The 23,502-nt window shown below is 68.4% G+C and carries 16 protein-coding genes and 1 tRNA gene; 8 read left to right on the forward strand and 9 right to left on the reverse strand.

Going from position 1 to position 23,502, the window contains the following annotated elements; translation table 11 throughout:
* Window positions 1-322 precede the first annotated feature (322 nt).
* Together QE438_RS10290 and QE438_RS10295 are read right to left on the reverse strand one after the other, a co-directional pair.
* Window positions 323-3,505: a TonB-dependent receptor gene (locus QE438_RS10290; protein WP_306995870.1), complete on the reverse strand. Its 3,183-nt coding sequence runs from the start codon at window positions 3,503-3,505 to the stop codon at window positions 323-325.
* A 594-nt stretch (window positions 3,506-4,099) separates the two neighbouring features.
* On the reverse strand, window positions 4,100-5,149 hold the full coding sequence (locus QE438_RS10295; protein ID WP_306996368.1) for a LacI family DNA-binding transcriptional regulator: 1,050 nt from the start codon (window positions 5,147-5,149) through the stop codon (window positions 4,100-4,102).
* A gap of 350 nt (window positions 5,150-5,499) precedes the next feature.
* Here QE438_RS10295 and QE438_RS10300 point away from each other — a divergent pair, with 350 nt between their 5' ends.
* Window positions 5,500-7,983: a GH92 family glycosyl hydrolase gene (locus QE438_RS10300; RefSeq protein ID WP_307183942.1), complete on the forward strand. Its 2,484-nt coding sequence runs from the start codon at window positions 5,500-5,502 to the stop codon at window positions 7,981-7,983.
* Between the two features lie 438 nt (window positions 7,984-8,421).
* On the opposite strand, the gene QE438_RS10305 is transcribed toward QE438_RS10300, so the two are convergent.
* Entirely contained in the window at window positions 8,422-9,426 is a 1,005-nt protein-coding gene (locus QE438_RS10305; protein ID WP_306995868.1) for a LacI family DNA-binding transcriptional regulator, read from the reverse strand.
* A gap of 148 nt (window positions 9,427-9,574) precedes the next feature.
* Here QE438_RS10305 and QE438_RS10310 point away from each other — a divergent pair, with 148 nt between their 5' ends.
* From QE438_RS10310 to QE438_RS10325, 4 genes are read left to right on the forward strand one after another with little or no spacing between them, the layout of a single operon-like run.
* Window positions 9,575-10,627 carry a sugar phosphate isomerase/epimerase family protein gene (locus tag QE438_RS10310; RefSeq protein ID WP_306995866.1) on the forward strand — a complete coding sequence of 351 codons (1,053 nt, stop codon included), beginning with the start codon at window positions 9,575-9,577 and terminating at the stop codon, window positions 10,625-10,627.
* A 24-nt stretch (window positions 10,628-10,651) separates the two neighbouring features.
* Entirely contained in the window at window positions 10,652-11,872 is a 1,221-nt protein-coding gene (locus tag QE438_RS10315) for a nucleoside permease (protein WP_306995864.1), read from the forward strand.
* Window positions 11,873-11,885: 13 nt separating this feature from the next.
* On the forward strand, window positions 11,886-13,013 hold the full coding sequence (locus tag QE438_RS10320; RefSeq protein ID WP_306995862.1) for a Gfo/Idh/MocA family oxidoreductase: 1,128 nt from the start codon (window positions 11,886-11,888) through the stop codon (window positions 13,011-13,013).
* Window positions 13,014-13,056: 43 nt separating this feature from the next.
* Window positions 13,057-13,914, forward strand: a complete 858-nt coding sequence (locus QE438_RS10325) for a sugar phosphate isomerase/epimerase (RefSeq protein ID WP_130516909.1) — start codon at window positions 13,057-13,059, stop codon at window positions 13,912-13,914.
* A gap of 858 nt (window positions 13,915-14,772) precedes the next feature.
* Here the strand turns inward: QE438_RS10325 and QE438_RS10330 are convergent.
* On the reverse strand, window positions 14,773-15,678 hold the full coding sequence (locus tag QE438_RS10330; protein WP_306995859.1) for an oxidoreductase: 906 nt from the start codon (window positions 15,676-15,678) through the stop codon (window positions 14,773-14,775).
* A gap of 80 nt (window positions 15,679-15,758) precedes the next feature.
* Between QE438_RS10330 and QE438_RS10335 the strand changes: the two genes are divergently transcribed.
* Together QE438_RS10335 and QE438_RS10340 are read left to right on the forward strand one after the other, a co-directional pair.
* Window positions 15,759-16,643: a MurR/RpiR family transcriptional regulator gene (locus QE438_RS10335; RefSeq protein ID WP_306995857.1), complete on the forward strand. Its 885-nt coding sequence runs from the start codon at window positions 15,759-15,761 to the stop codon at window positions 16,641-16,643.
* Window positions 16,643-17,503 (forward strand): DMT family transporter, encoded by an 861-nt coding sequence (locus QE438_RS10340; RefSeq protein WP_306995855.1) that lies wholly within the window; start codon window positions 16,643-16,645, stop codon window positions 17,501-17,503. The genes QE438_RS10335 and QE438_RS10340 overlap by 1 nt, the downstream gene beginning before the upstream one ends.
* Window positions 17,504-17,664: 161 nt before the next feature.
* On the opposite strand, the gene QE438_RS10345 is transcribed toward QE438_RS10340, so the two are convergent.
* The 4 genes from QE438_RS10345 to QE438_RS10360 form a co-directional block, all read right to left on the reverse strand.
* The gene (locus QE438_RS10345) at window positions 17,665-18,381 is read right to left on the reverse strand and encodes a DUF1080 domain-containing protein (RefSeq protein ID WP_306996366.1); all 717 of its coding nucleotides are present in this window, start codon (window positions 18,379-18,381) and stop codon (window positions 17,665-17,667) included.
* A gap of 67 nt (window positions 18,382-18,448) precedes the next feature.
* Window positions 18,449-19,033 (reverse strand): gluconate 2-dehydrogenase subunit 3 family protein, encoded by a 585-nt coding sequence (locus tag QE438_RS10350; protein ID WP_130528337.1) that lies wholly within the window; start codon window positions 19,031-19,033, stop codon window positions 18,449-18,451.
* Window positions 19,033-20,718 (reverse strand): GMC family oxidoreductase, encoded by a 1,686-nt coding sequence (locus QE438_RS10355; RefSeq protein WP_306995853.1) that lies wholly within the window; start codon window positions 20,716-20,718, stop codon window positions 19,033-19,035. Before QE438_RS10355 ends, QE438_RS10350 begins: the two co-directional genes overlap by 1 nt.
* A gap of 34 nt (window positions 20,719-20,752) precedes the next feature.
* Complete coding sequence (locus QE438_RS10360; RefSeq protein WP_306996364.1) at window positions 20,753-21,598, reverse strand: TIM barrel protein; 846 nt, start codon at window positions 21,596-21,598, stop codon at window positions 20,753-20,755.
* Window positions 21,599-22,294: 696 nt separating this feature from the next.
* Between QE438_RS10360 and QE438_RS10365 the strand changes: the two genes are divergently transcribed.
* Window positions 22,295-22,370 (forward strand) — tRNA-Ile (locus QE438_RS10365).
* Between the two features lie 323 nt (window positions 22,371-22,693).
* On the opposite strand, the gene QE438_RS10370 is transcribed toward QE438_RS10365, so the two are convergent.
* On the reverse strand, window positions 22,694-23,053 hold the full coding sequence (locus QE438_RS10370; RefSeq protein ID WP_205956643.1) for a hypothetical protein: 360 nt from the start codon (window positions 23,051-23,053) through the stop codon (window positions 22,694-22,696).
* Window positions 23,054-23,502 lie beyond the last annotated feature (449 nt).

The following is a 23,502-nucleotide window of genomic DNA, read 5'->3' on the forward strand; positions in this document are numbered from 1 at the left end:
AAAGCCCCGACCCCTCCCCATCCCTCCCCTGCGCTTCGCGCAAGGGAGGGGGCTCAAACCGAAGCCCTTCAACCTGACGCGCGAGGCAGCGGTCCGGCGGGCGGTGGCCGCGCCTAGCGAGGCAGGACGCCGAGCGCCCGAATCAGGGTGCCGATGCCCTGATTAAGGGACGAGCGGACACCGCCCGCCGGACCGCTGCCTTTCCGAAGCCGGAGAATCCGCCCTCCGAAGAAAACCGCAACGCCCCCAAACCAAGATGCCTTAATCCGGAGAAAACCAAAAAAAGCCCCGCGCCCCGGGGAGAGGCGCGGGGAGTCCCGCATCAGAACTTGTAGGTCAGGCCCAGGAACGCGATCCGACCGGCATAGCCGTTGGAGTTGAAGCGCGCCTTGGTGTCGTTGCCCAGGTAGGTGCGCGTCTCTTCCTTGGTCAGGTTGAGGATCGAAGCGGTCAGGCTGAAGGCCGGCGTGAAGTTGTAGGCCGCGTTGAGGTCGATCTGCTGATACGGCTCCTCGTACACGTTCAGACCGCTGACCAGACCGTCGACCACCTGGCCGCGCCGGTTGTAGGACGCGCGCAGCAGCAGCTTCTCGGTTTCGTAGAACACCGTCAGGTTGGTCTGGTTCTTGGCGCTGCCCACCAGCGGCGACTTGCCGATCTCGGTGCCGTCCTCCAGCGTGACCGGCGCCTCGTTGGTCTTGTTGTAGGTGTAGTTGAACTGCAGACCCAGGCCGAAGTCGAAGGTGTGCTGCGCATAGACCTCCACGCCCTCGGACACCGCGTCGCGGCCGCTGGCGGTGGTGGAGTAGTTCTGCACCACCACGCTCTGCCCACCGATGTTCTGGGTGACGTCCTGGACCACCGGCAGCAGGAAGTTGCTCACCTCCTTGCGGAACAGGCCGACGCCGGCGACCGAACCCGGATGGAAGTACCACTCCAGCCCTAAGTCGTACTGGTTGGCCTTGTAGGGCTCCAGCGCCTTGTTGCTGCCCGAGCCGTACCAGCCGGTCACGTCGCCGCCGCCGATCAGGCGCCGGTCGTTGACGTATTCCTGGCTGTAGTACTGCAGGCCGCCGGGCGCGGCGATGTCGCCGTAGCTCGGGCGTGCCATCACCTTGGACGCCGCGCCGCGCAACACCAGGTTGTCGGTCAGGTCGTAGGCGATGTTGAAGCTCGGCAGGCGGTCCACGTAGCTGCGGTCCAGCGAGCTGACCACGAACGAGGAGATATGGCCGCTGGCCGGGTTGGTCTGGCTGTCCGGCAGCGTGGTGAAGCCGCTGACGCAGCCCGAGCCCGCCGGCGCGCCGGCCGCCGGCAGGTTGCCCGGCAGGCAGGGCGCGGGATTGCCGGCCGCATCGTCGAAGAAGTAGTCGTTGTAGTAATCGACCCGGTCGGTGGAGTCGGCATGCTGGTCGGTGTGCACCAGGCGCAGGCCGATGTTGCCGCGCAGGCGCTCGGTGCGGAAGTTGGCCTGCAGATAAGCCGAATAGATCTTCTCGCCGACGTTGAAGACGAAGTTGTCTTCCTGCCGGGTCTGCATCGGCCCGTAGGTCTTGTTGAGATAGTCGATGTAGGCCGGATAGTTGATCGCCGGGAAGGCGTTGGTGTTGAACGCGCCGGCGATGTTGCCGATCTGCTCCGGATACAGGAACTGCGACTGGAACACCGAGGCGGCCGGATCGCAGCCGTTCTGGAAGCGGCTGTCGTAGTCGGACGGATCGGCGCCCTGGCAGACCCAGTAGTTGTTGCCGGTGCTGCGACGCGTGCCGCCGTCGCGGTACTTCATGCCGAACTGGATCGAATCGAGCACGCTGCCGGTCTCGCCGCGCCAGGTGAAGTCGCTCTGCGCGAACTTCTGCCAGGTGCTGTTACGCGTCCACGACGAACCGGTCGAGCCCAGGTCGATCTCGCCGATGCCGTTGCGCAGGTTGTTCATCAGCTCGGGCGAGACCTGCAGCGAGGGCGTGCCGGTCAGATCCCAGGCGGTGTAGTAGTTGCCCAGCGTGTAGGCGCCGGTGCCGTTGACCGTGGTGCCGTTGCTGCCGGCCGTGGTGGGCAGGCGCGGCTTGACCGGCATGGTCATCTGCACCTGCGGGCCGCCATCGGCCCAGGTGCGACCGGCCTTGACCGCGATGTCCAGCCGCTCGCTGGTCCAGGCCAGCTCGAAGTCGGCCATCTGCGAACGCGCCTTCTCGCGGTTGTACGAACCGGTCAGCCACGGCGTGGGGATGGTGCAATCGTCGGGGCCCCAGCCGCCGGGCCGCATGCCGCCGGCCGCGGCGGCCGCCTCGCTGCAGTAGTAGGTCTTGTTCGGGTGCACGCTGTACTGGGCGCCGGTGACCACGGTGCCGCTGGGGTCCATGGTCAGCCCGTCCAGCAGGCGCCCGCCCGGCCAGTTGCCGTCGCCCGAATAGCGGGCCAGGTTCCACTCCGGCACCGACAAGGTGTTGGTCTGCGAGTTCCGGTCCATGTCGAACCGGAAGTAGTTGGCGGTGAAGGTCAGATCGTCGGTCGGCTTGAACTGCAGGGTGATCTGCCCGCCCTTGCGCTCGCGCTCCTCCTTCTCCGACTTGAAGTTCACGACGTTGGGCATCATGAAATTCGTGTAGTACTTGCCGTTCTGGTCGTAGAAGCCCGACTCGCCCCACCAGTAGCTGTCGAAGTTGGAGGGCTTGCCGTTGACGTCGGTGGCCGGGTGGGCCTCGTTGTCGTCGCTGTACCAGTTCCAGGCGCTGGTATCCACGCCCAGGGTGCGCACGGTGCGCTTCTGCTGGGTGTAGCCGACGAACACGCCGAAGCGGTCGTCCTTGTCGTGCCAGGAATAGGAGCCGGAGAACTGACCGTCGGTCTTCTTGGTCGTGTCGGCCCAGGTGCCTTCGGCCGAGACGAAGCCGGTGTTGGCCTCCTGCTCCAGCGGACGGCGCGTGTGCAGGATTACCGTGCCGCCGATGCCGCCCTCGTCCAGGCGCGCCTCGGGCGTCTTGAACAGCTCGGCGCTGGAGAGCATGTTCGACGGCAGCAGCGTGTAGTTGAACGAGCGCGTGGGATCGCCGTTGGTCTCGGCGCTGGCCACGTAGTTGCCGTTGAGCTCGGTCAGGGTCAACTCGGAGGACAGGCCGCGCACGCTGACATTCTTACCCTCGCCACCGTCGCGGGTGATGATCACGCCGGGCACGCGCTGCAGCGCGTCGGCCACATTCTTGTCGGGGAACTTGCCCACGTCCTCGGCGGTGACCACTTCGACCACCGCATTGGCCTCACGCTTCTGATCCAGGCTCTGCTCGATCGAATAGCGGTAGCCGGTGACGGTGACCTTGTCCAGGTCGGTCGCCTGCTGCGGTGCGCCGGTCTGGGACGCATCGGTCTGCGGCGCGTTGGCCGGGGCGGCAGTGGCGGGCGCGGGCGTGGCGGCCTGCTGGGCCCAGCCTGGCGCGGATGCCGCCGCGCAGCTGGCGGCGATGGCAAGCGCCAGCAGCTGGCGCTTGGGGAATGAGCTGTCGTTCATTGCGTCTCTCTCTCGTTGAATGAACTTCACGACGATGCGGTGGCGTGTACCAGGCGTTCGCATCCACGACGGGGCAGCCAGGCCTGGCGATGGCCCGTTCATGAAACCCGCATTTGGATCGATCTAACTGGCGCGGCGTAGAAATATCACGCCGCTTCCGAAAAGGCATGCTGCCCTGCAGCGAACACCGGACAGCCACACGATCTGAAAACGCTGCCACGTCCGTGGCGCGTGGGTTTCGTCTGAAAGGCGTGCATCGCGCGCATGTCGCGCAAGCCCGGCGGTGGCGCCGAAGTTCCCTGTGGGAGCAACCGTCTCTCAGATCGAATCGCAGCCTCCTTGTAGAGCGGAGCTTGCTCCGCTGGGCCTTCCCGACGATCTGGCCGAAACGCAGCGGAGCAAGCTCCGCTCTACAAGTGTCGCGCAGTGACTGTCATTTCCACAGGTGCGGAGCGCTGTGCAATTGCATCCGCGGCCGGTGGATGCGCAAGCGCGTGCGGCCACAGCTGCGGCCGGCGGGAAGAAACGCCTTCGCGCATCTTCGAATCGTTGTAGGCAACGCACATCGCCAATGGCGATCACGCACACCCCGCTTCAGCGCCGCGCCTTCGCCTTGCCGTATGTACTCGCCCGCTGGGTCAGCAACGCCGGCACGACACTGGTGCGGCGGGCCATGCCCGGGTGGGCGGCGCGTTCGACCACCATCGCCGCGGCCTGACGGCCGCGCTCGCGTGGATCGGTGCTGATGGTGGTCAGCGGCGGCACGCCCACCGCCGCCTCGGGAATATCGTCGAAGCCGGTCACCGCGAAGTCCACGCCCGGCTGGCGCCCCTCGCGCACCAGGCCCAGCATCAGCCCCAGCGCCACCGCGTCGTTGTAGCAGACCGCCGCGGTGGGCGTGGCGCCATCGGCGAACAGCAGGCCGGCGCGGGCATTGCCTTCCAGCCGCGTGGGCGCGGTCTCGATCATCCAGGCATCGGGCACGTCCAGCCCCGCCGCCGCCATGGCCTCGCGATAGCCGGCGCGGCGCTGGCGGCACGAGCTCGAGTCGGCATGCCCGCCATAGAAGGCGATGCGGCGGTGCCCCTGCGCCAGCAGCAGTTCGGTCGCCGCGCGCGCGCCGGCGCGGTTGTCCAGGCCGATAAAATCGTAGAGGAAGCCCTTGGACGCGCTGCCGGCCACCTCGCGGTTGAACACCAGCAGCGGCGTGTGCCGGCCGATCACCGTCTCCAGGTCGGCGAAGGCGCTGCCCTCGGCCGGCGAGAGGATCACCCCGGCCGGGTTGTGCTCCATCAGCGAGCCCAGCACCTGGCGCTGGCGCTGCGCCGATTCGCCGCTGCTGCCCAGCAGGGTGACATAGCCCTTGGCGCCCAGCGCCTCGTCCACGCCGGCTGCGAACTCGGCGAAGAACGGGTTGGCCAGGTCGTTGACCACCAGCGCCACCGCGGTGGACACGCGCTGGCGCAGGTTAGCCGCGGCGCGGTTGTAGACGTAGCCCTGGCGGCGCATCTCGGCCTCGACACGCTCGCGCGTGTCGGCATGCACCAGTGGACTGCTGCGCAGGACGAGCGAGACGGTGGCGCGCGACACCCCGCAGGCATGGGCGATGTCGTTGAGCGTGATCCTGCGGGGGGTATCGGCCATGTGTCGCATGCCCTGGGCCTGGCTGGAACGGCCCAGCACCGGCCATGCTGCGCGATGGCCGGTGCCGGCCGCAAGTCGCCGCGTCGGTGGCGCGGCATCAGGCATGGCGATGGCGTCGTCGCCATGGCGGCCGGACGGCATGCCGCGCGCTGGATCCATGTGCGTCCGCAGCATCGACGCGGTGCATCCTTCGACACGATCGCCGGTTTTCGCAGGCGTGGCTGACATTTGCGTCGCCTGTGGCCGAATCGGCTTGAAATGTCGATTTGGATCGTTCTAAATCCGGCCGACGCCTGGCTTGCTCCGCCGCCGCGGCGCGCCGCCATTGCATCGATCACGAGGGAAGCACGATGGACCACCCCACCCGCGCGCCGCTGTCGGCCGCCGCCCCCCACGCGCGCCGCCGCGCCCTGCTGCGCCATGGCCGCCGCGCCGTCTGCGTGGCCCTGCTGCTGGCGCTGCCCGTCACCGGCACGCTGGCGCGCGCCGCCGACGACGACCTGGCCGCGCAGGTCAACACCTTCATCGGCACGCGCGATGAGGGCAACACCTTCCCCGGCGCCGCCGCGCCGTTCGGCATGATCCAGGTCAGCCCGATCGGCTCGCACTACGCCGGCTGGCGCGATGGCGACGAGCGCATTCGCGGCTTCGGCCATTCCTTCATCTCCGGCGCCGGCTGCTGGGAACAGGGCGGCCAGGTCTCGGTGCTGCCGGTGACCGGTCGCATCGGCCCCGGCGGCGACTTCGACACGTCCAAGAACGACGTCTTCGACCAGACCAAGTACGGCGCGCGCTACACGCAGGCCGGTTCGACCGGGCAGGCCGGCGACTATCGCGTGCGCCTGACCGACTACGGCGGCATCGAGGTGGAGACCACCGCCCTGACCCGCGCCTCGGGCGAGCGCTACACCTACCCGGCCTCCGCCGGCGAAGGCCACGTGCTGATCAACGTCGGCCAGGCCAACCAGAAGCATCGCGTGATCGGCAGCCAGGTGCATGTGGTCGGCGATCGCGTGGTCGAGGGCAAGATCACCACGCTGAGCTTCTGCGGCGGGCATCAGTACGCGACCTGGTTCCGCATCGAGTACGACCGCCCGTTCAAGGCCTTCGGCGTGTGGGGCCAGGCCGGCGGCACGCCGGGCGCGCGCGACAGCATGGAAAGCGAGTACGAGCCGCTCAACGGCGCCTGGGTCAGCTTCGACACCAGCAAGAACAAGCAGGTCACCGCGATCACCTCGATCTCGCACGTCGATGCCGAAGGCGCGCGCGTCAACCTGCGCAGCGAGGGCATGCAGGGCGGCAAGCTGCGCGCCTTCGAGCCGATGCGCCGCGACGCGCGTGCGCTGTGGCAGCAGGCGCTGTCCAAGATCCGCATCGACGGCGGCAGCAGGGACGACCGCGCCGTGTTCTACACCGCGCTCTACCACGCGCTGCTGCAGCCGATGACCGGCAACGACGCCGACGACCGCTACCGCGGCTACGACGACGCCATCCACGAGGCCAAGGACTGGACCTATTACGAGTTCTTCTCGCTGTGGGACACCTACCGCTCGCAGAACCAGCTGCTGGCGCTGATCGAGCCGCAGCGCGCGCGCGACATCGGCCGTTCGCTGCTGGCCATCGACGCGCAGGGCGGCTGGCTGCCGCGCTGGGGCTACGCCAACTTCGACACCAACACCATGACCGGCGATCCGGTCACGCCCTTCCTGGTCGACCTGTGGCGCTACGGCGCGCTCAAGGGCCTGGAGCCGCAGGCCTGGGCCGCCCTGCGCAAGAACGCCTGGGGCGTGCCGCCGCTGGCCTCGCGCCACGAGGGCCGCGCGGGCAACGTCAACTATCTGCGCAATGGCTTCGTGTTCTTCGACCGCACCTTCCCGGCCAAGGGCATGGACGTGGACCCGCAGAACGGCGGCTCGGCCACGCTGGAGTACGCGCTGGGCGACTGCGCGCTGTCGCTGATGGCAGGCAGGCTGGGCCATGGCGACGACGCGGCCGCGCTGCGCACGCGTGGCGGCAACTGGCACAAGGTCTGGGATGCGGACCTGCACGAGCAGGCCTCGGGCTATCAGGGCTTCCCGCATCCGCGCCTGGCCGATGGCCAGTGGTTCACCCCGCCCACCGGCACCTACGACCCGCGCTCGCACTACGGTTTCCATGAGGGCACGGCGTGGCAGTACCAGTGGCTGGTGCCGCAGGACATCCCGGGCCTGGCCACGGCGATGGGCGGGCGCGAGGCGATGGGCAAGCGGCTGGACGACTTCTTCGCCTACGACCAGCTCGTGGCCGATCCGCAGGGCGCGGCGCGCAAGGCCTGGGTCGGCGGGCCGTACAGCTACTACGGCCAGTACCGCTACAACCCCAACAACGAGCCGACCATGCACGTGCCGGCGCTGTACAGCCTGATCGGCCAGCCGTGGAAGACGGCCACCGTACTGTCCTCGGTGCAGACCTTGTTCACCAACGCGCCCAACGGCGTGACCGGCAACGACGATCTGGGCACGATGTCGGCGTTCTATCTGTTCAGCACGCTGGGCTTCTCGCCGCTGATGCCGGGCACCGGCCAGATGCTGCTGCACCCGCCGCGCTTCACCAGCGTGCGCATCGACCTGGGCAATGGCCGCACCCTGACCGTGCGCGGCAACGCCGCACCGCAGGCCGGCCCGCGTTACGTGCAGGGCGTGCGCTTCAACGGCAAGCCGCAGTCGGCGGTGTGGATGGACGTGGACGCGCTCAAGCAGGGCGGCACGCTGGACTACAACCTGGGCACGCAGCCCGACCCGCAGGGCTGGGGCACCGCGGCCGACGCCGCGCCGGCGGCGGCCTGCCCGGTCTAAGAACGCCAGCCGTCTCGAAGCGGCGCGCGTTTTTGCCCCCTCCCTTTGGCCGAAGGCCAAGGGGAGCTCGAAGTCGCGGATAGCGACTGAGGGGGAGGGGTCGCTCTTCGCGGCAAAGGCAAAAGCAAAAGCACCCCCTCCCAACCTCCCCCTTCGCTGCGCGAAAGGGGAGGGGCCCTACTCCCCGCCTTCGCGGTAACGGCGGCTCTGCCGGCCATTCTTGAAGCATGTGCGCCCTGCCCCCTCCCTTTGGCCGCAGGCCAAGGGGAGGGATGGGGAGGGGTCGCTCTTCGCGGCAAAGGCAAAGGCAAAAGCAAAAGCACCCCCTCCCAACCTCCCCCCTTCGCTGCGCGAAAGGGGAGGGGCGGATTTCGGCTTTGGGGGATGACGCTGGGATTTTTAGCGGCGCTGGTCAGCGGCGCCACAGCGCCGCTGCGCTTACGCCTTAGGCGCGGCGGTCGAGCCGCGCAGCATCAGTTCGAAGGTCAGCGTCTGCTGCAGCGGCACGTCGGCCGCGGCGAGGATGTCCAGCAGCAGCTGGACCGCGCGCACGCCGATCTCGCGCATCGGCTGGGCCACGGTGGTCAGCGGCGGGGTGAGGTAGCGCGATGAGGCCAGGTCGTCGAAGCCGACCACCGAGAGGTCGCGCGGTACGCGCAGGCCGCGTTCGCGGCAGGCCGCCAGCACGCCCAGCGCCGACTGGTCGCTGAAGCAGAACGCCGCGGTCGGCGCATCCTCGGTGCCCAGCCAGGCGCTGGCCGCGGCATGCCCCGACTCCACCGAGAAGTCCCCCGGCACCAGCCGCAGCTGGCGCACCCGGCCACGCGCCTTGGCCGCCGCGCGCACGCCCTGCAGGCGCTGCTGGTGCAGCGGGTTGTCCGGCGGACCGCCGACCACGGCGATGCGCGCGTGGCCCAGCGCATAGAGATGCTCCATCGCCGCGCGCGCGGCGGCGGCGTTGTCGATGTGCACGCTGGGGATGCCCAGCGCCGGATCAAACTCGCAGCCGTTGACCACCGGCGCCGCGGCGCCCAGCTGCTTGACGATCTGCCGCGCGGTCGGCGGCAGCCGGTGGCCGAGCACGATCAGCCCATCGGCCTCGTTCCGGCGCAGCATCTGCGCATAGCGTTCCTCGCGCGCCGGCTGCTGCTGGGTATCACCCAGCAGCACCGCATAGCCAGCCGCCTGCGCCGCGTCCTCGGCGCCCTGCAGGATCTGGGCGAAGAACGGGTTGGCGATGTCCGGCACGGTGACCAGGATCTTGCCGGTGCGCTGGGTCTTGAGCGTGCGCGCGGCCGCGTTAGGCACATAGCCCAGCGTGGCCACGGCGCGCTCGATGCGCGCACGCGTTTCCGGCAGCACCTTCTCCGGCCGCGACAGCGCGCGCGAGACCGTGCCGGCCGAAACGCCCGCGTGCTTGGCAATGTCGTAGATGGTCGGCATGGGGCAAGCGTGTCACGTCCTTGGTGGCCATGGCTATGCCGCAGGCTGCGGCGCCCGGGCAGGCGCGGCCTTGCGGTGCAATGCACAACGTGCGCGGCCATGACGCCATGCTAGGATCGTGCAATCGATTGCATCAAGAACGCAAAGCATGCGAACGCTCAAGGGCCCGGCGCTGTTCCTGGCGCAGTTCATTGGCGACACCGCGCCATTCAACCGGTTGGACACGCTGGCGCAATGGGCCGCAGGCCTGGGCTATCGCGGGGTGCAGGTGCCGACCAGCGCACCGCACATCTTCGATCTGGCCAAGGCCGCCGAGAGCCAGGACTACTGCGACGATCTGGCCGGCATGCTGGCCAGCCACGGCGTGCAGATCACCGAGCTGTCGACCCATCTGCAGGGCCAGCTGGTCGCGGTGCATCCGGCCTACGACACGCTGTTCGACGGCTTCGCGCCGGAATCGCTGCGCGGTAACCCGCCCGCGCGCCAGGCCTGGGCGGTCGAGCAACTCAAGCTGGCGGCCAAGGCCAGCCAGCGCCTGGGCCTGAAGGCGCACGCCAGCTTCTCCGGCGCCCTGGCCTGGCCGTACTTCTACCCCTGGCCGCAGCGTCCGGCCGGCCTGGTCGATGAGGCCTTCGCCGAGCTCGGTCGCCGCTGGCGGCCGATCCTGGATGCGTTCGACGCCTGCGATGTGGACCTGTGCTTCGAGATCCACCCGGGCGAGGACCTGCACGACGGCGCCACCTTCGAGCGCTTCCTGGAGGTGGTCGACCATCACTCGCGCGCCAAGATTCTCTACGACCCCAGCCACCTGCTGCTGCAGCAGATGGACTACCTGGGCTTCATCGACCGCTACCACGCGCGCATCGGCATCTTCCATGTCAAGGACGCCGAGTTCCGCCCCAGCGCGCGCAGCGGCGTGTACGCCGGCTACCAGGACTGGATCGACCGGCCCGGGCGGTTCCGCTCGCTGGGCGATGGGCAGATCGACTTCAAGGCGATCTTCTCCAAGTTCGCCCAGTACGATTTCCCCGGATGGGCGGTGCTGGAATGGGAGTGCTGCCTCAAGCACCCCGAGGACGGCGCGCGCGAAGGCGCGCCCTTCATCCGCGACCACATCATCCGCGTGACCGAGCACGCCTTCGACGATTTCGCCGACAGCGGCGCCAGCCCGGACGCGCTGCGCACACTGCTTGGCCTTTGAATCACTGACCTGGGAGGGGAAGTCATGACGTCCATCCTGTCGCGCCTCGGCGCGATGATGTTCCTGCAGTTCTTCATCTGGGGCGCGTGGTTCGTGACCCTGGGCACCTATCTGGTGCAGGGCCCGCTGCAGGCCAGCGCCGGCCAGGTCGCCACGGCCTTCCTGAGCCAGTCCATCGGCGCGATCGTCGCGCCCTTCCTGGTGGGGCTGATCGCCGACCGCTATTTCGCCGCCCAGCGCATCCTGGCCGTGCTGCACCTGGCCGGCGCGGCGCTGATGTGGGGGGCCTCGGTGGCGACCACGTTCGACACCTTCGCCGCCTGCGTGATGGGCTACATGCTGCTGTTCATGCCCACCCTGGCGCTGGCCAACAGCATCGCCATGCGCCACATGCAGGTGCCGGAGAAGCAGTTCCCGCCGGTGCGCGTGGCCGGCAGCGTCGGCTGGATCGTGGCCGGCGTGCTGATCGGCTGGCTGGGCTGGGAACAGGCCCATCGCCTGGAGCTGACCTTCCGCATGGCCGCGCTGGCCTCGGCGCTGCTGGGCCTGTACGCCTTCACCCTGCCCCACACCCCGCCGCTGGAGCAGCAGCGCAACGCCAGCCTGGGCAAGATGATCGGCCTGGATGCGCTGGGGCTGCTGAAGTCGCGCTCGTACCTGGTGTTCTTCCTGGCCTCGATCGCCATCTGCATCCCGCTGTCGTTCTACTACAACTTCACCAACCCCTATCTCAACGATCTGGGCGTGCGCGGCGCGGCCGGGCTGCAGTCGCTGGGCCAGGTGTCCGAAGTGCTGCTGATGCTGGCCATGCCGTTCCTGTTCGCGCGGCTGGGGGTCAAGACCATGCTGGCGCTGGGCATGGCCGCCTGGGTGGCGCGCTATGCGCTGTTCGCCTACGGCGATGCCGGCGGCGGCTTCGCGCTGCTGGTGATCGGCATCGTGCTGCACGGCATCTGCTACGACTTCTTCTTCGTCACCGGGCAGATCTACACCGACGTCCATGCCGGTCCGGCCTTCCGCAGCAGCGCGCAGGGCTTCATCACCCTGGCCACCTACGGCGTGGGCATGCTGATCGGCACCTTCCTGTCCGGCGCGGTGGTCGAGCACTACACCACCGCCGCGGGGCGCGACTGGCAGAGCATCTGGCTGTTCCCGGCCGGCGTGGCGCTGGTGGTGCTGATCGCCTTCCTGCTGCTTTTCCGCGATCGGCCGGCCAAGGCCGCCGTCGCCTCGGCCACGCATTGAGGAGCGCCACCGCATGAGCCCGCTTGGCATCGTCATCGTCGGCACCGGCATGATCGGCGCGGTGCATCGCCGCGCCGCGCTGCTGGCCGGCGCACAGGTCCGCGGCGTGGTTGGCTCTTCGCCGGCCCGCGGTGAGGAGGCCGCGCGCGCCTGGAACCTGCCGCGCGCCTACCGCGACCTGGACGACGCTCTGGCCGATCCGCAGGTGCAGGTGGTGCACGTCTGTACGCCCAACCACCTGCACCGGCCGATGGCGCAGGCCGCACTGGAATCCGGCCGCCACGTGATCTGCGAAAAGCCGCTGGCCACCACGCTGGACGACGCCCAGGCGCTGGCCGATCTGGCCGCTGCCACGGGCCTGGTGGCCACCGTGCCCTTCGTCTATCGCTACCACCCGGTGGTGCGCGAGGCGCGCGCCCGCATCGCCGACGGCGAACTGGGCCCGCTGCGCCTGATCCACGGCAGCTATCTGCAGGACTGGCTGCTGGATCCGGCCAGCAACAACTGGCGCGTGGACCCTAAGCTGGGCGGCGCGTCGCGCGCCTTCGCCGACATCGGCTCGCACTGGTGCGACCTGGTGGAATGGGTCGGCGGCGAGCGCTTCGCCGAGGTCAGCGCAGCCTTCGAGACCGTGATCACCGAGCGCGGCGCGAGCACCGGCGAGAGCTTCGCCACGCCGGCCGCCGGCGGTGCGCTGCAGGCGGTGTCCAGCGAGGACGTGGCCGCGGCCCTGTTCAAGACCACGCGCGGCACGCTGGCGACGCTGACGGTGAGCCAGGTCTCGGCGGGCCGCCACAACCGGCTGTGGTTCGAGATCGACGGCGCCAAGGCCGCCGTGGCCTTCGACCAGGAGGACTGCGAGCGCCTGTGGATCGGCCGGCCCGACCAGCGCGAGGAGATCTTCGTGCGCGGCCCGGGCGCCGGCAGCGCCGAGCAGCGCCGCCTTTCTTCGCTGCCGCCCGGCCATGCGCAGGGCTATGCGCAATGTTTCGAGGCCTTCGTCGCCGACACCTACCGCGCCATCGCCGGGCAGACGCCCGAAGGCCTGCCGACCTTCGCCGACGGCCTGCGCTCGGCGCGCATCGTCGAGGGCGTGATCGCCTCGGCGCGCACGCGCGCCTGGACATCCATCGACGCGTGACCACGCGCCGCCATCCTCGATCGTCGAATCTCCGGGAGGACCTATGACGCTCACCCTGCCCCGCCGCCTTGCCGCCACCGCCCTGCTGCTCTGCGCAGCGCTTCCCGCGCTGGCCAAGGAGCGCACCGCCGCGCAGCTGCCCATCGCCGTGCAGATGTACTCGCTGCGCAACATCCCCTCGCTGGAAGACCGCCTCAAGCTGGTCCACGACGCCGGCATCACCGCGGTGGAGACCGTGGGCACGCAGGACACCACCGCGCCGCAGCTCAAGGCGCTGCTGGACAAGTACGGGATCATCGTCACCTCCTCGCACGTGCCGCTGGCCGAGCTGCGCAAGGATCTGCCCGGCGTGGTCGCCTTCAACAAGGCCATCGGCAACCGCGTGCTGGTGGTGCCCTATCTGGACGATGCCGACCGGCCCAAGGACGCCGCGGGCTGGACCGCGCTGGGCAAGTCGCTGGGCCAGCTGGCGACCACGCTCAAGGCGCAGGGCATGACGCTGGCCTATCACAACCACAACTTCGAGTTCGTCCGCTTCGGCGACAAGACCGGCCTGGAGCTGCTGCTCGAGGGCGCCGGCCCGGCGCTGAAGTCCGAGCTGGACCTGGCCTGGGTGGCGCGTTCGGGCAACGATCCGGTGGTGTACCTGGGCAAGCTCAAGGGCCGTCTGTATGCGGTGCACGCCAAGGACAATGCGCCGGAAGGCCAGGCCGCCGACGAGAGCGGCTTCGCCGCGGTCGGCCACGGCGTGCTGAACTGGAAGGCGATCCTGCCCGCCGCAGATCGCGCCGGGGTCAAGTGGTACATCATCGAGCACGACAACCCGCGCGACCCGGCCGCCGTGGTCAAGGCCGGCGCGGCCTATCTGGTCGAGCACCTGCCGGCCGATGTGAAGCGCTGAGGCGCGGCACGCAGGCACAAGACCGGAACGACGGCGCCCTCGGGCGCCGTCGTTCTTTGCAGGTCGTGGTCATCACGGCCTCTGATGCCTTTCACGTCGCGCACATTCTGTAGAGCGGAGCTTGCTCCGCTGCGCTTCGGCCATCATTGGGAAAGCCTCAGCGGAGCAAGCTCCGCTCTACAGGTGGGAGCAGGCCGCCGAACAGATCATCCGGGACCGTCACTGGCCGCGGCCAGGAGCGGCACCACGAGGTCGCTGATTGGCGTCGGGATAAGGCCGGCGCGGCCTATCTGGTCGAGCATCTGCCGGCCGATGTGAAGCGCTGAGGCGCGGCACGCAGGCACAGGACCGGAACGACGGCGCCTTCGGGCGCCGTCGTTCTTTGCAGGTCGTGGTCATCACGGCCTCTGATGCCTTCCACGTCGCGCCCATTCTGTAGAGCGGAGCTTGCTCCGCTGCGCTTCGGCCATCATCGGGAAAGCCCCAGCGGAGCAAGCTCCGCTCTACAGGTGGGAGCAGGCCGCCAAACAGATCAGCCTGGACCGTCACTGGCCGCGGCCAGGGGCGGCACCACGAGGTCGCTGATTGGCGTCGGGATAAGGCCGGCGCGGCCTATCTGGTCGAGCATCTGCCGGCCGATGTGAAGCGCTGAGGCGCGGCACGCCGGCACAGGACCGGAACGACGGCGCCTTCGGGCGCCGTCGTTCTTTGCAGGTCGTGGTCATCACGGCCTCTGATGCCTTCCACGTCGCGCCATTTTTGTAGAGCGGAGCTTGCTCCGCTGCGCTTCGGCCATCATTGGGAAAGCCTCAGCGGAGCAAGCTCCGCTCTACAGGTGGGAGCAGGCCGCCGAACAGATCAGCCTGGGCCGTCACTGGCTGCGGCCAGTAGCGGCACCACGATGTCGCTGATGGGAGTCGGAATTCCGTGGACGCGGCCGCGGCGGGCGATGACGCCGTTGCGGATGTCCCATTCCAGCGGCCTGCCGGCCTGGCGGTCGCTGAGGATGGAGGTGCCCAGATCGGGCGGCGAGGACTGGAACTGGTCCAGGATCGCCTGCGGCACCTCATCGCCAAGCGCGGCGCCCTCGGCCCGCGCCACGGCGAGGCCTTCGCGCAGATACGCCAGGGCGAGTCCGGCGATGTCCGGGCGGGCGAACATGCCGGAGCGGCGCTGCGTCAGCGCCATCAGGCCGGCCACCGCGTTCTGCAGCAGCTTGCGCCAGGCCACGGTGTGGAAGTCGGCGACCAGCTCGATGGCGCAGCGGGTGTCGCGCAGCGCCTCGGCGACGACGCCGGCATCGGGCGTGTCCGGCAGGGTGAGGCGCGCCGGCGCGCGCAGGCGGACGCTGCCATCGGCCTGCGCCTGTGCGGGAAACCACACGACCGCGGGCACGATCCGTCCCTGCGGGCAGTGCGGCGCGAGCGAATCGACCTGCTCGACACCGTTCTGCAGCGCACACACCACCGTGCGCGGGCCGCTCAGCGCCGCGAGCCACGGCGCCGCTGCCGCGTTCTGCGTCGCCTTCACCGCCAGGAAGATCAGGTCGACCGTGCGATCGCACTGCGCGGGGTCGGTCAGCACCGGCCCGGGGACGCCGATGCGGCGATCGCCGTCCTGCAGCCATAGCTGGTCGCGGGCCGTGCGGCCGCACAGCAGGGGCGTGCGGCCGACCTCGTGCAGCATCGCCGCGACCGTGGTGCCGATGGCGCCGGGGCCCACGACCGCGACGGTAATGTCGGAAGGATTGGACTGCGTGTGCATCGCGCACCTGTTGCTTGGTGGGAAGGGCTTGCCCTACGCGCCAGTCGCGCGGGCCGAGCCGGATATGTAACATATTCCATATGAGCAGGAAGAAAGGTAACTCCGTTACGCAGGCGGAAGGACGGCTCGGCCAGTGGCTCGGCAGCATCCAGGCGCGCTGCGGCGATCTCGCCGCGAGCGAGGCCAAGGTCGCCGCGCTGCTGCTGGCCGATCCGCTGTTCGTGGGCGCCAGCACCACCGCGGAGGTCGCCGCACGCGCCGGCGTGTCGCCGCCAAGCGTGGTGCGCGCCGCGCGGGCGATCGGCTTCGCCGGCTTCACCGAACTCAAGCTCGAGATCGCGCGCGCCCGCGGCACCGCCGGCTTCTTCGCGCCTCCCGCCGCGCTCGCCGCCGATGCGCCGCTGGCCGCCGTGCTGGAGGCCTCCATCCGCGCGGGCACCGATGCGCTGACCGCGCTCGGTGGCGCGGTGGAACCGGCGGCGCTGGGCAAGGCGGTCGGCGTCCTGCACGCCGCGCGCCAGGTCATCGTCTTCGGCGCCGGGCCTTCGGCGACGGTGGCCGCCGATGCCGTCTTCCGCCTGCGCGCAGTCGGCGTCACCACCGTCGGCATCGCGGATCATCTGTCGGCCATGATCGCGGTGCGCCTGCTCGGCCCGGGCGATGCCGTGATCGCCGTGAGTTCGACGGGGCGCACCGCCACCACGCTCGCCATCGCCGATGCGGCCGGCTCGGCCGGCGCCTCGCTCATCGCCATCAGCAACCAGTACGGCACGCCGCTGGCGAAGCTGGCCGATATCGCGCTGGTCGTCGGCGGGCCACCGCTGCCGGCGCAGATGGCCGCGGCGGGCAGCCGGCTGGCCCAGTTAGTCGTCATCGATGCGCTGGTCGCCGCGCTCGCGCTGCGGGATCCGGCGCGCACGCGCCGCGCGGAGCGGGCGGGCATCGATCTGCCCGACCTGTCCTGATGTCGCCCGGCACGGTCGCGATGGTCCTCGGCGCGGCCGGGGCGCACGCGGTATGGAACCTCGCCTCCAAGTCCAAGCGCGGTGACGCCTTCCTGTTCGTCTGGGCCTATACCTGGGCGTCCACGCTGCTGTTCGTCCCGTTCGGCATTGCGATGGCGATCCGCGAGCAGCAACCCTTCGATGCGCGGCTGGTCGTGGCATCGGTCCTCTCGGCAGGGCTGCACACGGCGTATTCGCTGACGCTGCAGGCCGGCTACGACCGCGCCGCGCTGGGCGTGGTGTATCCGGTGGCGCGCGCGACCGGGCCCATGCTGACGATGGGCTTCGCGGTGCTGGTGCTGGGCGAACGCCTGACGCCGGTGGCGCTGCTGGGCGCGCTGCTCATCGTCGCCGGCATCCTCGTCGTCATCGGCAATCCCTTCCGCACGGGGAGCCGGCATGCGTTGCCGGGGCTGCTCTGGGGCGGCGCGACCGGGGCCGCGATCGCGGCCTACACGCTCTGGGACAGCTACGCGGTCACCACCTGGCGCCTGGCGCCGGCGAGCTACTACGCCGGCACCCTGCTGCTGCAGGGCCTGATCATGACGCCGCTGGCGCTGCGCCGCAGGCAGCGGCTGGCGGCGACCCTGCGCAGCGATGCCAGGCCGATCCTGGTGGTGGCGCTGTTCTCACCGCTGGCCTACCTGCTGGTGCTCACCGCCATGCAGCGCGCACCGGTGGCGCTGGTCGCGCCGCTGCGCGAGTCGTCCATCGTCATCGGCGCCCTGCTCGCCTGCTGGCTGTTCGGCGAAGACCATCTCATGCGCCGCGTCGCCGGCGCGGTCGTCGTCCTGGCCGGCATCGCGGCGATCGGCTTCTGAAGCGATGCCTTTGTTGGAGCAACTGTCTCAGATCGAGTCGCCCCCTCCCTGTAGAGCGGAGCTCGCTCCGCTGCTCTTCGCCCGGATCGTCGGGAAAGCCCCAGCGGAGCAAGCTCCGCTCTACGGATGGGTGCCATGCGGCCGCTGGCGAATCGAACCGGCTACAGCTCCCGCACCCAGATGTTGCGGTAGCTCACCTTGGCGTTGTGGTCCTGCAGGAAGATCGGCGCGCAGCCATGCGGTGCGTAGGACGGGGCGCCGATGTATTCGGTCTTGCCCGCGATCACGGTGTCGTTCTGCACCAGCACGCCGTTGTGCAGCACGGTGATGCGCGCCGGCGCGGTCAGGCCGCCGCCCTGCGAGAAGCGCGGCGCGGTCCAGATCACGTCGTAGGTCTGCCACTGGCCCGGCGCGCGCGAGGCGTTGACCAGCGGGATGGCCTGCTTGTAGATCGAACCGGCCTGGCCGTTGGAATACGTCGCGCTCTGGTAGCTGTCCAGCACCTGCAGCTCGTAGCGGTCCTGCAGGAAGATGCCGCTGTTGCCGCGGTTCTGCCCCTCCAGGCCCTTGGTCTCGGTCGGCGTGCGCCATTCCACGTGCAGCTGCACATCGCAGAAACTCTTCTTGCTGCGGATGCCCTTGCTGCCCGGCACCACGGTGACCGCGCCATCGGCCACGCTCCAGCCCGGCTTGCCGCCGTCCTCGCCCTCCCAGGCCGACAGGTCCCTGCCGTCGAACAGCACCACCGCATCGGACGGCGCCGCGCCCACCGGCGTGGCCACGGCCGCCGGCACCGGCTTCCACACCTCGGTCTTGGCCGGGTCGCCCTGCGTCTGCTGCGCGCACGCCGGCACGGCGGCCAGCGCACAGGCCAGCATCGCGATCGCTTGCTTGCTCATCTCGTTCTCCCTTGGGCGATGCCGTGGCATCGCACGTTGTTGGCCTTCAGGTCGCCCAGGCCGGGGTGCCCGGCTCGTAGGGCAGATCGCCGTCGAAGCGGCCCGGCACCGGCACATAGCGCAGCACCTTAGTCGCGCCCACCTCGGAGGTGAAGAAGCCGAACAGCACCAGCTGCTTGATCATGGTGAAGTAATGCGGCGGGATCGCCGAGCTGTCGGCGCCCTCGTCGTCGGCCTTTTTCGGATCGGGGCTGGCGGCCCGGGCCTCGGCGGCCAGCTTGTCCAGCAGCTCGGCGCGCTGGGCCGGCTTGAGCGCCAGGAAGCCGCCCTTGGCCCGCTTGTCCAGATCGGCCAGGCCGGCGCGGAACACCGCCTGCTGCTGCGGGTCGTAGCAATCGGTCACGAAGCGGGCCATGAACAACCCCACGCCCGCATCCTTGGCGCCGGGCGTGTCGGTGCGCGGCAGGATGGTCTCGGCGATCTCGTCCAGCAGCGCCACCTGCGTCTTGGAGAAGGCGTTGTTGGCCGGCGGCACCGGCAGCTGGGCCTGGCCGAACACCACCGAGGGCAGGCCGATCATGGCCATGCCGGTGGCGGCGGTGATCATCTTGAGCAGTTCGCGTCGTTGCATTACAGGTTCCCCGCCTTGAGTTCGCGCACGGCGTGGTCGGCCGCGCGTGCGGTCAGCGCCATGTAGGTCAGCGATGGATTCACGCAGGCCGCCGAGGTCATGCACGCCCCGTCGGTCACGAACACGTTGGGCGCATCCCAGACCTGGTTGTGCATGTTCAGCACCGAGGTCTTGCGGTCGCGGCCCATGCGCGCGGTGCCCATCTCGTGGATGCCCATGCCCGGCGCGTAGTCGCTCTCGTAGACCTCCACGTCCTTGACGCCGGCGGCCTCGAGCATCTCGGCCGCGTCGGCGCCCATGTCCTTGCGCATGGCGTGCTCGTTCTCGCGCAGGGACACGTCCATCGCCAGCACCGGCAGGCCCCACTTGTCCTTGACGTTGCGGTTCAGGCTGATGGTGTTGTCGTGGTAGGGCAGGATCTCGCCGAAGGCGGTCATGCCGATGCGCCATTCGCCCGGCACGGTCAGCGCCTGCTTGAGGTCGGCGCCGATGTTGAGCTCGGCGATGTCGCGCGACCAGCCGGTGCGGCTGGCGCCGCCCTGGTAGCCGAAGCCGCGCACGTAGTCGCGCCGCTCCTCGCCCAGATTGCGGAAGCGCGGGATGTAGAAGCCGCACGGCCGGCGGCCGTAGTAGTACTTGTCCTCATAGCCATCCACCCGGCCGGAAGCGCCGACGCGGAAGTGATGGTCCATGACGTTGTGGCCCAGCTCGCCGGAGGACGAGCCCAGCCCGCCGTCCCACACATCGGTGGCCGAGTTCATCAGCAGCCAGGTCGAGTTGAACGCCGAGGCGTTGAGGAACACCACCTTGGCCGTGTAGACGTAGGTCTGCCCGGTTTCCGCGTCGATGATCTCCACGCCCTTGGCGCGCTTGCGGTCCTTGTCGTACAGCACTTCCTTGACGATGGAGAACGGCCGCAGCGTCAGGTTGCCGGTGGCCATCGCCGCCGGCAGCGTGGCCGACTGCGTGGAGAAATACGCGCCGAACGGACAGCCCAGGATGCACTTGTTGCGGTACTGGCAGTTGACCCGGCCCTGCTCGGGTTTGGGCTGGGTGATGTTGGCCGTGCGCGAGTGGATCATGTGGCGCGTGCCGCCGAAGGCCTTCTTCAGGCGCGCGGCCACGTCCTGCTCGACGATGTTCAGCGGGATCGGCGGCAGGAACTGCCCGTCGGGCAGCACGTCCAGCCCCTCGGTCGTGCCGGCGATGCCGGCGAAGCGCTCGACATGGTCATACCACGGCGCGATGTCGGCGTAGCGGATCGGCCAGTCCACCGCGATGCCCTCCTTCGCGTTGGCGCCGAAGTCGATGTCGGACAGGCGATAGCTCTGCCGTCCCCACATCAGCGAGCGTCCGCCCACGTGGTAGCCGCGGAACCAGTCGAAGCGCTTGGTCTCGGTGTAGGGGCAGTCCTTCTCGTCGGCCCACATGCCGTAGGTGCTTTCCGACAGCGGATAGTCGCGCTTGAGGACCGGATGATCGGCCTTCATCTGCTGGGTCGGCGTGTCGTGATGCGGATAGTCCCAGGCCTCCTTGCCCGCGTTGACGTAGTCCTTGATGTGCTCGATGTTGCGGCCGCGCTCGAGCATCAGGACCTTCAGGCCGCGCTCGGTCAGCTCCTTGGCGGCCCAGCCGCCGCTGATGCCGGAGCCGACGACGATCGCGTCGTAGTGGTTGTCTGCCATGGGTGACTGCTTCCCTCGGTGGATAGTGGGTCTCTCACACGTCGCACAGGGCGATGGCCTGGCGCAGCGCGTCGATCGGGTCGGTATGGGCGGCGCTGAATTCGTGCGCCACGTAGCCGCCAAAGCCGGTGTCGCGGATCGCGCGGCAGATGGCGGCGTAGTTGAGCTCCTGGGTGTCGTCCAGCTCATGCCGTCCGGGCACGCCGGCGGTATGGTAGTGGACGAAGTATTCATGGTTGCGACGGATGCTCGCGATGATGTCGCCTTCCATGATCTGCATGTGATAGATGTCGAACAGCAGGCCGAAATTGGGCGAGCCGATGCGCTTGCACAGCTCCACGCCCCAGGCCGAGTGGTCGCACAGATAGTCGGCGTGGTCCACGCGCGAGTTCAGCAGCTCCATCACCAGCACCACCCCGCGCTTCTCGGCATGGCCCAGCACCCGCTTGAGCCCGACTTCGGCATTGCGCATGCCCTGCAGTGGGTCCATGCCGTTGCGGTTGCCGGAGAAACAGATCAGGTTGCGGTAGCCCGCGTCGGCGACCAGGTCGATGTGACGCGTGTAGCGCGCGACCAGCTCATCGTGGAACTCGGTGCCGGCGAAGCCCTGCTTCAGGCTGATCTCCGCCCCATTGCACATCGGGCTGTCGATGCCGTGCGCCTTCAGCACCGGCCACTCCTCCGGCCCGACCAGATCGATGGCCGACAGGCCCACCTGCTTGACCGTCACGCACAGCTGGTCGATGGGCTGCTGGAACAGCCAGCGCGCCACCGACTGCTTAAGCCGGCCCTTGGGCGCGGATGGCGTCGTCGCAGGGGCCGCAGCCCACGCAGGAAGCAGCGCGGAGGAAGCGAGCCCGACGCCGCCCAGCACGCCCATGCGCAGCAGATCGCGGCGGGTGGGACCGGTGTTCATGCGGGGCGCTCCTGGGTCATGGCGCGCGCCTGGGGCGAGCGCCGGCCATGCCGCAGCGAGAGGGCAACGGCCACAACCCTCAGCCCGCGTGTTGCCACAGCGGGCTGGACACTGGAACGAGAAAAAAAGCGCCGCTGCCACGGAGAAGGTTCACCCTCCGCGTAGATCCAACCCAAGCCCCGCGCACTGTCGCTTCGTGCCATCGCCTCGGCCTCCCAACCGGACATGACGCCGCATGAGCCTCCCCATGCAATCGATTGCACGATAGCAGCCGCGGTGCTGATTGCAAGCTGCAAACCCGCATTCGCGCGTGCTGCGGAGCAGCAATGACGATGCGCAAAGCGGCCCGACCCGGCCTGCCGCAGCGCAGGTGCCTGACATCGACTGGATGTGTCAGAGGTGGACAAAGAAGCCAGGCGGCGCCCGGGACGCCTGACCTCTGGCGTCTTCGCTTTTCCTACAGCATCTGACGCACCTGAGCACCGCACACGGAGACGTAATCCATGCAAAGGACCCGTGCCGCCTGCCGACGCCGGTGCTCCACACAACGCTCGACCGCAACCTGCGCCAGAACGCAGCTCGCCCAGACGCGGTCTACCCCACTACCCCAACCGCATCGACGCGAGCGCCCCGGACGCTACAATGCCCGCCCCCCGCAGCGGGCCTATAGCTCAACGGTTAGAGCAGAGGACTCATAATCCTTTGGTTCCAGGTTCGAATCCTGGTGGGCCCACCACATGCGGCTGAAAACCCCCGATCTCCGGCACTGTCTCTTCGCCGTTCTAGACGGTCAAATCGACGGGCAGCGCCAAGGGCTGGCATCAAACGCAGAAGCAGCAAAGGCAAAGACGCTCAGCCTCCTCTGGTGAGCCACGGCCCTAATTGAGAAAGTCGGCCACGTTTGCCGGTACCTCTGTGTCTTCAGACTTCGACCGCGCTGCACCCATTGATTGCGCCGCGCTTCGCGTGGCACACCCTACGACGGATAGCGGATCTAGCCAGGGGGAGCACGCCACAAAATCGCTTCAGGTGCCCTCCCACAGACGCTTTATCGCTTTTTTACTTCATGAACTCCAGCCCTTTTATACTTCCGTCCTCAAGATCGATCTCGCACCGATACGATGAAAAGGAGTTGACGATTAACGGCGATGATGAAGCAATCTTGTAGTAGTAGTCAGAACTTTCCGGAAATGGAGCTTCCCAAAGTTTAACTCCATCGGCACGGAACGCGATAAGGTTCCTTATGGCGGCCCCACCTTTTTTTAGGCTCTCTTTATAGGCTTGATCCTTAAGGTAATAACTTGGATCAAGCAGAACCACGACTTTATCATCGGTCTCGACAACATCGAGTGCCGGCCAAGGCAGTAAGATCTTCACCCCGTTTACAGTAAGCAACCTCTCTTGTGAGGACAGTTTCATTGCAGTGGCGTCCCTGGGCCAAAGTTTTCAGGCGGAATTGGGTCAAGCAACTTAAATTGCTCCGCGCCGCCCCTCATGCGGTTCCATTCTGGAACTGGGATTGCGCGGGAGCGCTCCAATCGTATGCCGGCGGAAATGACCACTTTTTGAATCGTTGTCGCCTTATTGCCGGGTGGTAAAGACAAAGCCTCTTGCGCCAATGCGCTGCTCCTAGGAGCGAGAGCGTTAAGCTAGCCCACAATGGAATCGCCTAAAAACTCTGGTTATCCTGCGGCCCTGCTCTAGCTGTAGCCTCCCCGTGCTCTACAGCATACTTACCCTACCTGTCACGCTGGCAGCGCCGGCTGCAGTTCCAGTAGCGGCCATCGCTGGCGCGGTACTGGCAAGGCCCGCCACCGCCCCCCCCCTAAAGGGGAGCAGCCGTAAATTCCGTAGCAATAACGACCGGA

Origin of the sequence: Pseudoxanthomonas sp. SORGH_AS_0997, assembly GCF_031453535.1 — a bacterium.
In the GTDB taxonomy this organism is placed as follows: domain Bacteria; phylum Pseudomonadota; class Gammaproteobacteria; order Xanthomonadales; family Xanthomonadaceae; genus Pseudoxanthomonas_A; species Pseudoxanthomonas_A winnipegensis.